This window comes from Lawsonibacter celer, from assembly GCF_014281125.1.
GTDB lineage: Bacteria > Bacillota > Clostridia > Oscillospirales > Oscillospiraceae > Lawsonibacter_B > Lawsonibacter_B celer.
Map to the genome: position 1 here is coordinate 67762 of NZ_JACOEA010000006.1, position 15544 is coordinate 83305.

The window sequence follows — 15544 nt, forward strand, 5'->3', positions numbered from 1 at the left end:
GGCCGGCGCGCCGCGCCTATTTGGTCAGCTGCTCACACAGGCGCATCAGCAGGGCCGCGGCCTGGGCCCGGGTAGCCGGGCCGCCGGGCGTCAGGGTGGAGGCGCTGGTGCCGGTCATCAGGCCCGCGGCGTTGGCCCAGGCCATGGCCTCGGCCGCATAACCGCTGACCTGAGCCCTGTCGGTATAGCCGGACAGATCGGCCCGGCCGGACACGTCATAGCCCTTATAGGCCGCGTAGCGGTAGAGGATGGCCGCAATCTGCTCCCGGGTAATCACATCCTCGGGGCCAAAGCTGCCGTTGCCGTAGCCGCTGACAATCCCGTTGGCGGCGGCCCAGGCCACCGCGTCCGTATAGTAGCGGCCGGCAGCCACGTCGTCAAACCGTGCGGGAGAGGCCGCGGGCGTGCCCTCCAGGCGGTAGAGGATGGTCACAATCATTCCCCGAGTGGTAGCGTCCTCCGGGCGGAAGGAGGTGCTGCTGGTACCGGACATCAGGCCCTTTTCATAGACGTAGCGGACGGCCTCCTCATACCAGGCGCCGGCGGCCACATCGGTAAAGGGCAGCTCCTGCGGCTGGACCTGGCTCCGGACAAAGGACGCCTTGATCTCCACTTTGGAGTCCGGCATGGTAAAGGTGTATTTCCCGTTCTGCTCCGTTACGGCGAGCCTGGCACCCTTGGTGTCTGTGACGGTCAGGGCGTCCAGCCTATACCCGGCGTCGGGCGTGGCGGTCAGAGTAATGGTATCACCCTTTTTTGCACTCCTGGGCGAGGCGGTGACCGAGCCGTGCTCACTGGCAGACACACTCACGGAATGGTTTGTACTGCCGGAGCTCCCACTCCCGCCGGAGGTATTGTCAGCGTGGGAGAGGGTGACCGTGTCCACCTGGGTGCCGTCGCAGTTGTAGGCGGTGATGGTCAGGGTGCTGCCCTCAGCGGTGCCGGTCAGGTAAATGCCGTCATATTCCTGGGAGGCCTTTACAAAGTGGAAGTCCGGATTGTCCACAATCTTGTAGCTGTCGCTTCTGGATTTCTCCCCCAGGTCGCCGCAGATAAAGTAGGTCACCCCGCTGCTGTCCACGCTGCCGCCGGTCATGGGCGCGGTGCGGGCATAGGAGTGGTCATGGCCGGAAAACACCGCGTCGATCCCGGCCTGCTCGGCGGCGGGGGGAATGATGGCGTTGCAGCGGTCGCTGCCGCCGTTGGGGTTGGTATAGTAGGCGGGCTGGTGGACACTGAGGAGCTTCCACTGGCAGTCGGACCGGGCGGCGTCGCTCACCAGCCAGTCCGCAGCCTCACTGAGGTTGGCGCCGTTGTTGATGACCGCCAGGTACACGTCGCCGTACTCCACGGAATAGTAGCCTTCGGCGGGCAGGGCCAGAATGTTCCGGGCGTTGCCGCCAGAGGTGTCGCCGTAGTACTCGTGATTGCCCAGAACCGTAATGAAGTCGGTGCCGCCGAAGTTCTGGTCAAACAGGTCCAAGATCTCCGACCACTGGTTATAGTTGGCGCCGTTGTCCACAAAGTCGCCGGTCTGCAGACCGAAGTCGAAGCTCTGCCCCTGCACGCTTGTGCCAATCTGATTGAGAATGTCAATGGCGTCGGCATCGCTCTCCGGATTGCCGCTCATCTGAGTGTCGCCCACAACCAGGAAAGACGTCCGATTCTGCTGGGCAGGGGAGGTGGTAAAGGTGCGCACATCGGACCAGATTATTCCGTCCCCCACCACGCCGCAGTAGGTGGTACCGGGCTCCAGCCCGGTGAGCTCCACACGGTTGACCCGGGCGGCGCTCTTGGAGACGCTGAACGCGGTCAGCGTGCTCTGGCCGGTCACCTGGGTATAGGCGTCAGAGGTCTGTGCGAAGTCAAAGGCGGCCCCGGCAGACCGGGCGTCATAGTCGGCCTTGGTCATGTAGCGGACCACCGCCGTTTCTCCTGCGGCGGAGGCATTGGACATCCAGGTAACCGTCTGCTTTGTCCGGCTGTCTGTGCCGGCGGAAAAGCGGATGCTGCCGGGCTTTCCCTCTCCATTGCCCGCATGGGCCATGACGGTATACTCTGTGGCAAAGGAGACGTTGGAGCCGCTCTTGGCGGTAAAGACGCACTTGGCTCCGGCCTCCATCGCTCTGGTGGCCTCGCTGGTCAGGGTGCCCTCCGCTCCGGTGGTCCCGATCTGCGCCTCACCCAGCCAGACCTCCACGCCGGCGGCAGGCCTGCCGTCCGGGTCGGTGACCAGAATGGTGCAGGGGTCGCCCTGGGTCAGGACGCCCGCCTCCACCGTGTAGTAGGCGGACAGGGTGAGCTTTTCCCCGGGCTGAGCGCCGGAATAGCTGCTGCCGGACACGTCAGTATAGCGAATTGTGGAGGGATTATAGGTGAAGAAGTCAATCTCCGCGTCCAGATCGGTTGGGACCTGGAAGGTGATGGTGCACAGCTGCGCGGCAGCCTGGCGCAGGTTGCTCTGGGCGCTTCCGGTCAGATTGACCTCCACATGAAGGGCGGCCTTTTTAAAGCCGGTGGAGGTGTAGGTATGGGTGCCGGTATAGCCGTCGGCAAAGGTGACGGCCGGCTCGCCGAAATCGGAGTTGAGGTCGGTCAGCTCCAGCGTGACGTGGCGGACCGTGCGGTCGCTGGCGGAGATGGAGAGGACGTAGTCCTGGCCCATGGTCACGGTATCCTGACCGGTCACGGAGACCTCGGGGGTGGACTGAGCGTCGTTTTTCACCGTAAAGCTGTAAGTCTTGGCGACGCTGTTGCCGAAGCCGTCAAACACCGTGACGCCCAGGGTGTGCTGGCCATTGTTCAGACTGGCGTTGGAGCGGGTCTCGGTGGTGGACTTGTCGGCGTTTTTGCGCTCGCCGTCGATGGTAATAATGGTGGCCTCGGCGTTGATGCCGCTGCGGTTGTCGCTCTCGGGGTCATGATACTGGGTAATGATCTCAATGTAGTTGGCATCCACTACGGTGGAGCCGTCCTCGGCCAGCTCCACACCGTTAATGGTGGTAGAGGTGATCTCGGGATTGATCAGATCATCCATATCCGTGCCGTAGACCACCCGGAAGTTGTCAAAATACAGGCTGCCGTTATAGCGGCCGCCCCCTGTCTTGGGCTGATAGGACAGCCAAAGGATGCCCTGGCCGGGCTGAATCTTCAAGGGGTGCTCCTCGCTGATATTGGGCCAGAGGCTGGTAATGTCGGCGGAGCAGTAGGCCCAGCCGCTCCAGGTAAAGCCGGTGGCCTCGCTGCCCTCCGCTTTCAGGGGGATGTACTTGGCGGCATAGTCGCTGCCGGTCCAGTACTCCACCTGGATATAGAGGGTATAGGCCGAGGGGGTAGCCTCAGGGGCATAGACCCACACGCCCACCTCGCTGGGGTAGCCCTCGATGTCAATGTCCTCCCCGCAGTAGCGGATATAGTAATTGGCATTGGAGGAGCCGTCGTAGGAGGCGTAGTCGTAGTCCAGCTCCAAGGCGGCCTCGCCGAAGCGCACCTGTCCATTGTCGCCGGTAACCACCTTCAGATCGCCGCTCTCATACTCGGGGATCGCGCTGTTGGGCCACAGATAGTAGGTATAGCCGTTGGCCCGGAAGATATCGGAGGCGGGGACAGCGGAGTCCCAGTTGCCGGTAAAGACGTAGGGGGCCGTAACGGTGGCGGTGGTGGGGCTCCCGCTGTACTTGCCGGAGGTGATGACCTCCACGGAATCCACCGTACCCCGGTAGCCCTCTGTCATGCCGCTGTCCACAAAGCTCTTCTGCCCCCAGTGAAAATGGGCGCACTGCTCCAGATGGCCATCTTCGTCCGGCTCAAAGTCCAGCAGCACAACAGGCATCTTGCCTACTTCTACTGAGATGGTGTCGGTCAGAATCTCATCCTCCAGCGTGGTGTAGCTGACCGTGACGTTTCCGGTCAGGGTACTGTCGGACTGCCCGGCGGTAAAGGTGTTTCCGGTAACACAGCCCACAGCTTCATTGTCCACACTCCACTGGAAGTCGCCCTCCTTGTAGTGGATGGCACGCAGGCTGGCCTTGGCGTTCAGACCCAGGTCAGATTCCTCGCCGAAATCCAGAGAGATGGATTCTCCGGTGAAGTAGAGCTGGTCAATGTCGTCAATGACAATGCTGGTGGAGCCCACCACCTGCCCCTTGCTGGAAAGATTGACGGTTACCGTGCCGGTAAAGCCCTCGGCGGCGGTGAAGCTGCCGCTCTGGTCAATGGCGCCGGCCTGCGCATCCTCCAGGGACCAGGACAAATCGTCAGGCAGATCTGCCTGACGACCGGCGCTGTCAACGCCGGCGGCGCGGAACTGCACCGTGCTGCCGGGGGTGTACTGCTCATTGTTGGGGGTGAGCACCGCGTGGTCAAACGCCCCGGTGGATTCCCCGGTGTAAACCAGCAGCAGAGCGCTGGACACGGCGCGCTCCGTGCCGTCCGAAGGGCTGTTGCGGATCTCCAGTCCCTCGGAGCCCTCCCGCTCAGACACATAGGTGGCAGATCCGCCGCCGTCCAGGTAGATGGCGTCCACCACTCCCTGGGCCTTCAGGAAGTCGGCCATGGAGTAGAGGGTCTGCCCCACCGAGTAGGGATCCTGCCGTCCGTCGGCCACATAGATGACGATGCTGCCGTCGGCCTTGATGCCAATACTGTTGCGGGGCATCAGGTCGGCGTTGTTCGCGTCCACCTGGATCTGCCCGTTGCGCAGCAGCCAGAAGGGGCCGGAGATAGCCTCGGCCACGTCGGAGGCGTCGGTGCCCGCGTCCCGCAGGGCGTAGGAGCCGTCCTCCAAAACAGCAAAATAGGGTTCCTGATTGTATTCAGTGGTCTGGATCTGGTTTCCCTCCATAATGAGGTACCCCAGCGGCTGGGCGGTCTGCATGTTGTAGTAGTCGCCGTTGGTAGCAAAGATTACCCGCTCCCCGGTGGCGGCCTCATAGTCGGCGGCCTGGACGGTGGTCTTGCCAAGTTCCCAGGCCAAATCGGCGGCCGCCTCCTTCCGGCTCTCAGCCGTGCTGCCCGCAGTGTAATACCCGGCATAGGATGCCTTGAAGGTCACCTGGGCGCCCGGTTCCACTGTGGTCATAAAGCCGGCAATCTGCGCGGTGCCGTCATCGTTGTTCAGCAGCACGTCGCTCTCCGTTACACCGGAGACCAGTGTGTAGTTGGTCGCGGACACCAGCCGCGCGGACGCGGGCTGCTGAACCTCCGCCGCGAGAGCACTCAGGCTATTTCCCTCCGTCTGCAGGGCAGGGAGCGGGGCGCCCTCCGTCGCCAGTGCCGCCGGCAATGAGCCAAAGGCCAAAGCGCCGGACAGGAGCAGGGAAATTCCTCGTGTTTTCCATGGTTTTAAATTCATGCTCTGTGTTCATCCTCCTGATTTTACAAGATCTCTTACTTCTGCGGACTTCATAAGGATAAAGCAAAACAGAGGATGCATCTATCTTATTTGGGTAATGGACGTGTAAAGTCTGACCCTGTATGTCTGCCGGCACACCGCCCCAGAAAACACGCGGCGGGGGACCAAAAGGTCCCCCGCCGCGTGTTCTTATCTCAGCCACAGCCACACCGCCAGGGCGATCTGGCCCGCCAGGATGGCGGGCATACCGAATTTGAAGTACCAGTGGCGGGTCTTATGGCGAAAGGCGCGCATGCCCAGGACGGCGCCCAGGGCCCCGCCCAGCAGGGCGGCGAGAAAGAGGCCGCGCTCCGAAATGCGCCACGCCCCCCGCCTGGCCCGCCGCTTATCCATCCCCATCAGCGCGAAAGCCAGCACATTCATCGCCGCCAGATAGAGCGCCGGAACCGGCCAGTGGGCCGCTAACCACGCGCTCATCCCTCCGCCCCCGTCAGGGCGGCCACAAAGCCGCCCCGCCGCCTCGTGGTCTCCAGCCAGAGCGCCAGGTCGATCTCCAGCTCCTTCCCGCTGTCCAGCAGGGTGGCCCTGCGGCCGTCCAGGGCAATGATGGTCACCCAGTGCCACCAGTCCAGCTCCTTTACCTTGCCCTGATGCAGGTTCAGAAACGCCACCGGGCAGTCCGCCCTCAGGGCGGCGGTCAAAAAGGCGGATACCGTCTCATAGTCCGGCCGTTTGGTGCGGGCGGACGGGATCTCCAGCAGGGCGGGGGAGAGGGCCAGCCCCTGCTGCGCGGCGTAGGAACGCATCCCCTCCACCATCCACTCCGGGCGGTTGAGGCCGTGGCTGCGGGGGGTGACATGCTCCCACACCCGGCACATGAGGGCGATAAACGAGGCCCGATCCATGGCCCCCTCTCGATAGAGGGCCCGCTTCTCCGGGTGCGCCGCGGCCAAATAGGCGAAGATCAGGGCCGCGCAGGTGGGCCCGCAGCCCGCCCGCCGCTGCCAAAGGGTGGGGTACCACTCCTGGTCCGCCCCACGGGTGACCATCCCGTCGGGTCCGGCAATATCCAGTTGTTCCGGATGGGTCAATCCAATCGCTGTACTCAAGCTGCCTCTGCCTTTCTGTGGAACATAGCTGCTTTTAGTATAGCAGACCTGTCAATGGCGGTCAAAGGCCCGTCCGCGCTCTCCGGGTGAAGGTTAAATTTAGCCCCGTGCGTAGTCAAAAAACTGTATGGATCCCCGTACAGTTTTGTGCTGTCCGATGATTGTTTTTCCCCGCCGGCGGGACTATAATGACGCCACAGAATCCAAGCGGCCTGCGTGGCCCTGCTCCGCCCTTCCCGGCCTTCGGGAGGGGCGGAGCGGCCCTTTCAGGCCCCACAAAGGGAGACGTTTTTTATGTCCTATCATTTTCTGCTGGACATCGCGCTGATCCTGCTGAGCACAAAAGTGCTGGGTCTGATTACGCGTAAATTTCAGCTGCCCCAGGTGGTGGGGGCCCTTCTGGCCGGTCTGCTGCTGGGGCCTGCCTGCCTGAATGTCCTCCAGGGCACAGACACTCTGTCCCAGCTGGCTGAAATCGGCGTGATTGTCATCATGTTTTCCGCCGGTATGGGCACCGACATTCAGGAACTCAAGCACTCCGGCAAGGCGGGCTTCTGGGTGGCCCTGTGCGGGGTTCTGGTCCCGCTGGCGCTGGGCGCCGGACTGGCCTTTTTCTTCAACCGGGGCGCCTTTGCCCACCCGGGCAACGTTCTGCTGCAGAATATTTTTATCGGCACCATTCTGACCGCCACCTCGGTATCCATTTCGGTGGAGACCCTCAAGGAGCTGGGCCGACTGACCACCCGGGTGGGCAACACCATTTTGGCCGCCGCGCTCATTGACGACGTGCTGGGCCTGATCTGTCTGACCATTGTCACCAGCCTGGGGGGCGCGGACGTCAACATTATTCTCGTACTGGTCAAAATTCTGCTGTTTTTTGTCTTTGTGGGTGTGGTGGGCTTCCTTTTTGTCAAGTTCTTTACCTGGTATACTGAAAAGCTTCACAATCAGGACCTGCGCCGCTGGCCCATCGCCGCCTTTGTGCTGTGCCTGCTGCTGAGCTACTGCGCTGAGGAATTCTTCGGTGTGGCGGACATCATTGGCGCTTTTTCCGCCGGACTGATCGTCACGCTGACGCCAAAGGCCAAATATGTGGAAAGCAAATTCTCGCCCCTGTCCTACCTGCTGCTCACCCCCATCTTCTTTGCCAACATCGGCATCAGGGTTGAGCTGCCCGCCATGAGCTGGGAGATCGTGCTTTTTTCGGTCCTGCTGGTCGCGGTGGCCGTCCTCTCCAAGCTGATCGGCTGCGGACTCGGGGCCCGGCTGTCCGGCTTCCGCGGCCGCCAGTGCGTCCAGGTGGGCGTGGGTATGGCCTGCCGGGGCGAGGTCGCCCTTATCGTGGCAAACAAGGGAATGGCCATGGGTCTGATGCCCTCGGCCTTTTTTGGGCCGGTCATCATCATGGTGGTGTGCTGCGCGATTCTGACCCCTATCCTTCTCAAGCTGTCCTTTCGGAAAGAGGACGCTTACTCGGATCTGCAGGGCAGCAATCTGCTGGACTCCTACGAGGCCGTGGATCAGCTGGACCGGGTGGCGGAGGGTGTGCTCACCGCCGAGCAGGATCTGCGTCAGGGCACCGGAAAGCAGGAGTAGCCCCCCTTACAGGCAAAGCCCCGGCGGCCCAATGGGCCGCCGGGGCTTTTTATCCGCCGGGAACGTTATCGGCCCTCCTGCTCGGCCGCCTGGGGTAGTCTGAGCCATCTGCCCCTACAGTAGTAGATGAGCAGCGCGGCAGAGGTGACCACCCATGTGATGGGGTAACTGGCCGCCACCATGGCTACTGTATGATGGAGGGGCACCGCCGTAAACAGCCACACCAGCCGGAGCACACATACGCCGAAGATGGAAATAATCATGGGCACCACTGCTTCCCCTGTTCCCCGGATGGCGCCGGCCAGGATTTCCACCAGGATATAGGTGATATAGGTGGGTACCAGGAAGTACACCATATCCACCCCGATGACCAGCACCTCCGGGTCCGGGGTGAAGATGCTCAGCAGGGGCCGGGCCAGAAGCACCATTGTGGCGCTCAGGGCCGCCGTAAAGCCGGCGCTCATCCCCACGCATACCCGCACGCCCTTCTTCAGACGGTCAATTTTGCCCGCGCCGTAATTCTGTCCGGCAAAGGTGGTGATGGTCAGGCCCATAGTGTTGATGGACATCCAGAAGATCATGTCCATCTTGCCGTAGGCGGACCAGGCGGCCACCGTGTCCGTGCCGAAGGAGTTGATGGAGGACTGGATCACGATATTGGACACGTTGTACATCACCGACTGCATGGCCGCCGGAACGCCCACCCTGAGCGTGGCGACCAAGGCCCTGCGGTCAATGCGCAGCTGCCGGAGGAAAAGCTGATAGGGCTGCCCGTCGGCCCGGGTCAGGGAGAGGAGCACCAGCGCAGCGGAGAGCACCTGGGAGGCCACCGTGGCAATGGCCACCCCGGCCACCCCCATGTCCAGCCCCAGCACCAGGACCAGGTCCAGCACGATGTTGCACAGGGAGGCGGCGATGAGGAAGTACAGCGGCCGGCTGGAGTCCCCGATGGCCCGGAGCACGCCGGTACCCATATTGTACACCAGGTTGGGGATCATGCCCAGAAAATAGATCTGCAGGTAGAGGGTTGCCCCGGGCAGGGCCTCCGCTGTGGTGCCCATGGCGCGCAGCACCGGGGGCGTCAGGAAAAAACCCCCCACCGTAAACAGCGCCCCCGCCAGGACAGAGATCGCCATGGCGGTATGGACGCTGCGGTGGACGTCCTTGGCCAGGCGGGCGCCGTAATACTGGGCGATGATCACCACCGCGCCGCTGGCCAGGCCGTTGAAAATTCCCACAGTCAGGTTGACCACCGTGCCTGTGGAGCCCACCGCCGCCAGGGCGGTCTTGCCCACGAAGCGGCCCACCACCACCGTGTCCACCGTATTGTATAGCTGCTGGAAAAAGGTCCCGCACCACAGCGGGATAAAAAAGGCCAGCAGTTGCTTCCAAATGACTCCCTGGGTCACGTCCAGAGTGCCCCGGCGCATAAGATGCATATCCCTATCACCCGAAATCCTTCCAAGATACAGCCATTTTACACGCTGCGGCCGGAAAAGACAATAGCCCGTCTGCCCGAATCCGCCCTGTCCAGATTTGCCCCCTTTGTTCCTTTTCATATTCCCACACCTGGGAGGAGAATCCCCCTGTAGGCCATCCCCCGCCGGCCCCGGCCGCGCCCAGCACTCATTCTTTTTGCTCTATTTGTGCGTATCCGCAGGTGCCCTTTTCCCGGTACTTTTCCGGCGTCTGCATTTTCAAAAGGGGAGCAGCTCTCCGTCTTGTATTTTTTATCCCCATCCTGTATAATATTAGGGCCAATTGAACAGAAACACACCGAAAGGACGTTTTGCATATGAAACTGGGCATTGTGGGGCTCCCCAATGTGGGCAAGTCCACCCTTTTTAACGCCATCACCAACGCCGGGGCGGAGAGCGCCAACTACCCCTTCTGCACCATCGACCCCAATGTGGGCGTGGTGGCCGTGCCCGATGCGCGGCTGGACAGGCTCAGCCAGATGTATCACCCCAAAAAGACCACCCCGGCGGTCATTGAGTTTGTGGATATTGCCGGCCTGGTGAAGGGGGCCTCCCGGGGCGAGGGGCTGGGCAACAAATTTTTGGGCAATATCCGCGCCACCGACGCTATTGTCCATGTGGTACGCTGCTTTGACGACGAGAACGTGATCCATGTGGAGGGCTCCACCGACCCCCTGCGGGACATTGGCATCATCGACATTGAGCTGATCATGGCCGACGTAGAGATGGTGGAGCGGCGCATTGACAAGGCCAGCAAGGCTGCCAAGGGAGACAAAAGATTTCTCCACGAAGCGGAGGTGTTTTCCGCCCTGAAGGACTGGCTCAACGACGGTAACTCCGCCCGCTCCTTTGTGTGCGACGAGGACGACCGGGAGCTGATCGCCACCTCCGAGCTTCTCTCCCTCAAGCCCATTATTTACGCCGCCAACCTGGATGAGGACGGCTTCGCCGACTACGCCTCCAACCCCTATTACCATCAGGTGGCGGAGCTGGCCGCCAAGGAGGGGGCCCAGGTGATCCCGGTATGCGCCAAGCTGGAGGCGGAAATCGCCGAGCTGGATGGGGATGAGAAGAAGATGTTCCTGGAGGAGCTCGGCATCCCCGAGTCCGGCCTGGACCGGCTGATCCGCGCCAGCTATGCCCTGCTGGGCCTGATCTCCTTCCTCACCAGCGGCGAGGACGAGTGCCGCGCCTGGACCATTACCAGGGGCACTAAGGCTCCCCAGGCCGCAGGAAAAATCCACACCGACTTTGAGCGGGGCTTCATCCGCGCCGAGGTGGTGGCCTATGACGACCTGATGGCCTGCGGCACCATGACGGCTGCCAAGGAAAAGGGCCTGGTCCGCTCCGAGGGAAAAGAATATGTGATGAAGGACGGAGACATCGTTTTGTTCCGGTTTAACGTGTAATCAGGCCCTTCTTTTTCCGGTCTGAGAAATAGGTCCGACCCACAGCTTTGCCGTGGGTCGGACCTATTTTGTACGGTCTTTTAAATATAAAGCAGCTTTTTTGCCTCAAACCGCAGCTCCTCCCGCACGTCGGGATGGGCGATAGCGATCAGGTTTTCCGCCCGCTCCCGGACCGTGCGGCCCCGCATGGGCGCCACGCCGTACTCGGTCACGATATAGTCCACATAATTGCGCGGCACCGTGACCACCGCGCCCTGAGCCAGCATGGGCCGGATCTTGGACTGTCCTTTGGCCGTTCTGGAGGGGAAGGCCAGAATTCCCCTCCCGCCCTTGGAGCGGAACGCGCCGTAAGCAAACGCAAAGGCGCCGCCGGAGCCGGAGAGCTGCCGTGGTCCGATGGACTCCGAGCACACCTGTCCGGTGAGGTCCATCTCCACAAGGGTGTTGATAGAGACCAGGTTGTCGTTCTGCATGATCACCATTGGGTCCACCGCATAGCTGCCCGGCATGATGCGGAAGGCAGGGTTGGCGGACATCACCTCATAGAGATGGCTGCTGCCCCCCGCGAATGAGCCGATGTGCAGCCCGGTGTTGATGTTTTTCCGCGCCCCGGTAACCACGCCCCGCTCCACCAGGTCGGCCATGGCGTCGGTAAACATCTCGGTGTGAATGCCCAGATCCCGCAGGCCCCCCAGCTGTTTGGCAATGGCGTTGGGCAGGCCGCCGATGCCCAGCTGGATGCAGTCGCCGTGGCGAATCAGGCCGGCTACATGCTCGCTGATCTTCTCCTCGACTGGGGTGATGGCCACGCTGGGAACGGTAAACAGAGGCGCATCGTTCTCGTACAGGGCAGTCACCTGGTCAATGTGGATCTCCAGCCCGCCCCGGACCCTGGGCAGATTGTGATTGACCTCCAGAATGATCTGCCGGCAACGGCTGAGCAGCTCCTTTTCCCACATCATGCACAGGGAAATCTGAAAATTGCCGTTTTCGTCCATGGGGCACACTGCGGCCACCCCAACATCACAGGGGGTGTGGGCGTTCACACTGGCCGGAAAAAGGGGCAGGTCCGAGGGCACCAGGGAGGCGTTCCCGTGGGCATAGCCCTCCGCCCAGCCGGGCCCGAAAAAGAAGCTTTTATAGTTGATATGTCCATCCATGCCCGGCTCCACCATAAATGGATAGCGGCCCAGGCGGGATTTGACGCAGGTTACGCCCTTTACCCGGGGGGCAATGGTGTGCAGCCGCTGGCAAAACGCCGCCGGCTCGTTGCAGTCGCCCGCCATACAGATCGCCGCGCCATCCTGAATTAGGTCCAGGCAGCGCTCTACGGTCGATTTCTTTTTCTCATACATCTCCTGATAGCCCATACAGTTCCCTCCGGTTTCAGCGATGCTTTTATTTTATCTCAACTGCTTTTTTTGCGCAAGTACCCTTTCCGGCCGGAAGGGCGTATGGCCAGCCGGCCGGCGGGGCAGACTAAGACGTCCTTGAAAAGGTCCCCAGGTATGGTACAATAGCCCTATCCACAAGGGGCGTGTCCGGCAAAATCCGCTCCACCCACAACAGCTGCATATAAAGGAGGGCCATCCGCCATGTGTACGGCGATTACCTATCGCACCCGCGACCACTATTTCGGCCGCAACCTGGATCTGGAATACTCCTACCGCGAGACCGTGACCATCACCCCCCGGAATTACCCCTTCCGCTTCCGGGCCGCAGAACCGCTGGAGCGGCACTATGCGATGATCGGCATGGCCTATGTGGCGGAGGATTTTCCGCTCTACTACGACGCCACCAATGAGAAAGGGCTGAGCATGGCGGGGCTGAATTTCCCGGGCAACGCCTGGTATCCGCCGGCCGCTCCAGGTGGGGACAATGTGGCCACCTTTGAATTCATCCCCTGGATTTTGGGCCAGTGCGCCACCCTGGACCAGGCCCGGGCCCGGTTGGAGCGCATCCATCTGACCGACGCCAGCTTCTCCCCGTCGCTGCCGCCCTCGCCCCTGCACTGGATCATCTCCGACCGGGAGGGCTCCATCACGGTGGAGTGCGTCAAAGAGGGGCTGAAGATCTATGACAACCCGGTGGGCGTGCTCACCAACAGCCCGCCCTTTCCCTTCCATCTGTTCAACCTGAACAACTACCTCTCCGTCACCCGCCACACCCCGGAAAACCGCTTCTCCGGCCAGCTGTCCCTGGAGCCCTATAGCCGCGGTATGGGCGGTCTGGGCCTGCCCGGGGATCTCTCCTCCTCCTCCCGTTTTGTGCGGGCCGCGTTTACCAGGCTCAACGCCGTCTCCGGGGATTCCGAAGAAGAGAGCGTCGGGCAGTTTTTCCACATTCTGGGTTCTGTAGAGCAGCAGCGGGGCTGCGTGGAACTGGATGGAGGGGCGTATGAGTTCACCCTCTACTCCTCCTGCTGCAACACCGACCGGGGCATTTACTACTACACCACCTATGAAAACCGCCAGATTACCGGGGTGGACCTGTACCGGACAGATCTGGAGGGCCGCAGTCTGGTCTCCTACCCACTGGTGGAGGGTCAGCAGATCCGAATGCAGAATTAACCCGCAGAGAAACAGGGCCGCCCCATGGGGCGGCCCTGTTTCTCTGCGCTTTTCGGACTGCCGGTCACTCCGGCCAATCCCATCGGCGGACGCCGGTCCACTGCCCTTCGCCCCCGGCGCTTTGGTGGCCGTGGCCTCCGCGCGGGTCATGTTCCGATCCTCTTCACGCTGGTCATCTGCTCACTCAGCGTTTTGTCCGCATATCAGCCGGTGAATCGCAATCCGCGCCTGTGTCAAGCTGTGTTCCATGGAACGTCCTTCTATTTTTTGATGGCAGTATTTTACCCAAATCGCACATTTCATGCGCTCTGACAAATGGACTCCTTCCCCCGGGCATAAAAAAGCGCAGCTCGTGAGAGCTGCGCTTTTTTATGCTGTTTTTCTCTACCGTGTGTTTTATGGCTCATAGGTGGGAAGCACCCGGGCGCAGGCGGTCTGCTCATAGGCGTAGGCCAGGGCCAACAGCCGCTCCTCCCCGAAGCGGTGCCCGATTAGGGTGATCCCCATAGGCACCCCGTCAGCCAGACCGGCCGGGACGTTGACCGCGGGAAGGCCGGAGAAGGCAGGCAGATCGGTGAGCTTGGGGCAGAAGAGGGCGTCCAGCCGCTGCTCCTCCATGACCCGGAGAATCCCGGTATTCGTCACACGCTCATTTTCCAGCAGGGCGCGGATATATTCCGGGTCGGTAAGGGCGCCGCTGGTGCGGTACTGGCACTGCTCCAGCCGATCCTGGCCGTATTTGAGGGCCTGGTCTGCGTGGGCGTGGTTCCAGGCGATCAGATCCTCCAGGGTGCGCACCGGATTGGCAGGGGAGAGGTGCCCCAGGTAGTCGTTGAGGCAGGCCTTGAACTCGTAGACCGCAACATCGGCGTTATAGTTCATCATGGGGAAATCGCACCCCTCCACCAGCACCGCCCCGGCCTCTTTCAGGGCCTCCACCGCCCGGTCTGCCAGCTTCTGCTCCGCAGGAGACAGTTCGGCATAGTAGCCCATATTCAGTCCTACCCGGGCGCCCCGGAGAGCGTTTTTGTCCAGGGCGGCGGCGTAGTCGTGCCCCGGCTCGTCCTTTCTCAGCAGGGTGGACGGGTCCCCGGGGTCGTACCCCTCGATGACGCTGAGGATGCGGGCCGCGTCCTCCACCGTGCGGGTGATGGGACCCACCGTGTCCAGGGTCAGGGAGATAGGGCACACCCCACCGCGGCTGACCAGTCCCCGTGATGGCTTGACCCCCACCACGCAGTTGTAGCTGGAGGGGTAGAGGATGGAGCCGGTGGTGTCCGTCCCCAGGGTGGCCAGGGTCAAGTTGGCGGCGGCGGCCACGGCGCTGCCTGTACTGGAGCCGGAGGGATAGCCGGAGAGCTTATAGGGATTTTTGGTCAGTCCGCCCAGGGAGCTGTAGCCCCGGCGCATGGTGGTGGAGACGAAGTTGGCCAGCTCAATCAAATTGGCCTTGCCCAGAATCAGGGCCCCCGCCTGGCGCAGCTTTTTTACCACATGGCTGTCCTCCACGGCGTAGTGGTCCCGGAAGGCCAGAGCACCTGCGGTGGTGTGGGTGCGGTCGCCAGTGCTGATATTATCCTTAAGCAGGATAGGCACCCCGTGGAGCGGCCCCAGGAGGTTCCCCCGGCGTAGCTGCTGGTCCATGTAGTCGGCCAAAAACAGCGCGTCTGGATTGAGCTCCAGCACGGCGTTGATGCAGGGACCGGATTTGTCAATGGCGGCGATCCGCTCCAGATAGACCAGCACCAGCTCCCGGGTGCTGACCGCCCCGCCCCGCAGCGCCTGCTGATAGCGGGCAATGGTGAGCTCCTCAACCGAAAAATCGGACATAAGCACTTCATCCCTTTCAATGCCGTTTTGTCTGCTGGAATTTGGTGTAAATGATCTATCCAATTGTATCACAGTTTGCCATGTTTGGCAGCATGCCGGCGCAAATTTTTCCATACAGCTTCTCAAAAGGGGTCCATTCTCATATCCGGCGGACCGGGCGCATATACATCAGCCAGTGAGAAACGATAGCTGGGAGTGT

General features: G+C 61.8%; 9 protein-coding genes. 3 read left to right on the top strand and 6 right to left on the bottom strand.

The window, feature by feature from the left end; translation table 11 throughout:
* Nucleotides 1-16 precede the first annotated feature (16 nt).
* From H9Q75_RS10240 to H9Q75_RS10250, 3 genes are all read right to left on the bottom strand, one after another.
* Nucleotides 17-5353: a phosphodiester glycosidase family protein gene (locus tag H9Q75_RS10240; RefSeq protein WP_186566755.1), complete on the bottom strand. Its 5337-nt coding sequence runs from the start codon at nucleotides 5351-5353 to the stop codon at nucleotides 17-19.
* Between the two features lie 189 nt (nucleotides 5354-5542).
* A complete protein-coding gene (locus H9Q75_RS10245) occupies nucleotides 5543-5830 on the bottom strand; it encodes a DUF1294 domain-containing protein (protein WP_186566757.1) in 288 nt (95 codons plus the stop codon).
* Complete coding sequence (locus tag H9Q75_RS10250) at nucleotides 5827-6462, bottom strand: hypothetical protein (protein WP_243200791.1); 636 nt, start codon at nucleotides 6460-6462, stop codon at nucleotides 5827-5829. Before H9Q75_RS10250 ends, H9Q75_RS10245 begins: the two co-directional genes overlap by 4 nt.
* Before the next feature lie 294 nt (nucleotides 6463-6756).
* Here H9Q75_RS10250 and H9Q75_RS10255 point away from each other — a divergent pair, with 294 nt between their 5' ends.
* Nucleotides 6757-8058 (top strand): cation:proton antiporter, encoded by a 1302-nt coding sequence (locus tag H9Q75_RS10255; protein WP_186566759.1) that lies wholly within the window; start codon nucleotides 6757-6759, stop codon nucleotides 8056-8058.
* Between the two features lie 65 nt (nucleotides 8059-8123).
* Here the strand turns inward: H9Q75_RS10255 and H9Q75_RS10260 are convergent, their stop codons facing one another.
* Nucleotides 8124-9497, bottom strand: a complete 1374-nt coding sequence (locus H9Q75_RS10260; RefSeq protein WP_186566761.1) for an MATE family efflux transporter — start codon at nucleotides 9495-9497, stop codon at nucleotides 8124-8126.
* Nucleotides 9498-9853: 356 nt separating this feature from the next.
* Between H9Q75_RS10260 and ychF the strand changes: the two genes are divergently transcribed.
* Nucleotides 9854-10945 carry a redox-regulated ATPase YchF gene (gene ychF, locus H9Q75_RS10265; RefSeq protein WP_186566763.1) on the top strand — a complete coding sequence of 364 codons (1092 nt, stop codon included), beginning with the start codon at nucleotides 9854-9856 and terminating at the stop codon, nucleotides 10943-10945.
* Between the two features lie 80 nt (nucleotides 10946-11025).
* Here ychF and H9Q75_RS10270 read toward each other — a convergent pair whose 3' ends face one another.
* Nucleotides 11026-12315 (bottom strand): acetyl-CoA hydrolase/transferase family protein, encoded by a 1290-nt coding sequence (locus H9Q75_RS10270; protein WP_186566765.1) that lies wholly within the window; start codon nucleotides 12313-12315, stop codon nucleotides 11026-11028.
* A 225-nt stretch (nucleotides 12316-12540) separates the two neighbouring features.
* Here H9Q75_RS10270 and bsh point away from each other — a divergent pair, with 225 nt between their 5' ends.
* Complete coding sequence (gene bsh, locus H9Q75_RS10275; protein WP_186566768.1) at nucleotides 12541-13515, top strand: choloylglycine hydrolase; 975 nt, start codon at nucleotides 12541-12543, stop codon at nucleotides 13513-13515.
* 396 nt (nucleotides 13516-13911) lie between these two features.
* On the opposite strand, the gene H9Q75_RS10280 is transcribed toward bsh, so the two are convergent.
* Nucleotides 13912-15345, bottom strand: coding sequence for an amidase family protein (locus H9Q75_RS10280; RefSeq protein WP_186566770.1), 1434 nt, complete (start codon nucleotides 15343-15345; stop codon nucleotides 13912-13914).
* Between the last annotated feature and the right edge of the window lie 199 nt (nucleotides 15346-15544).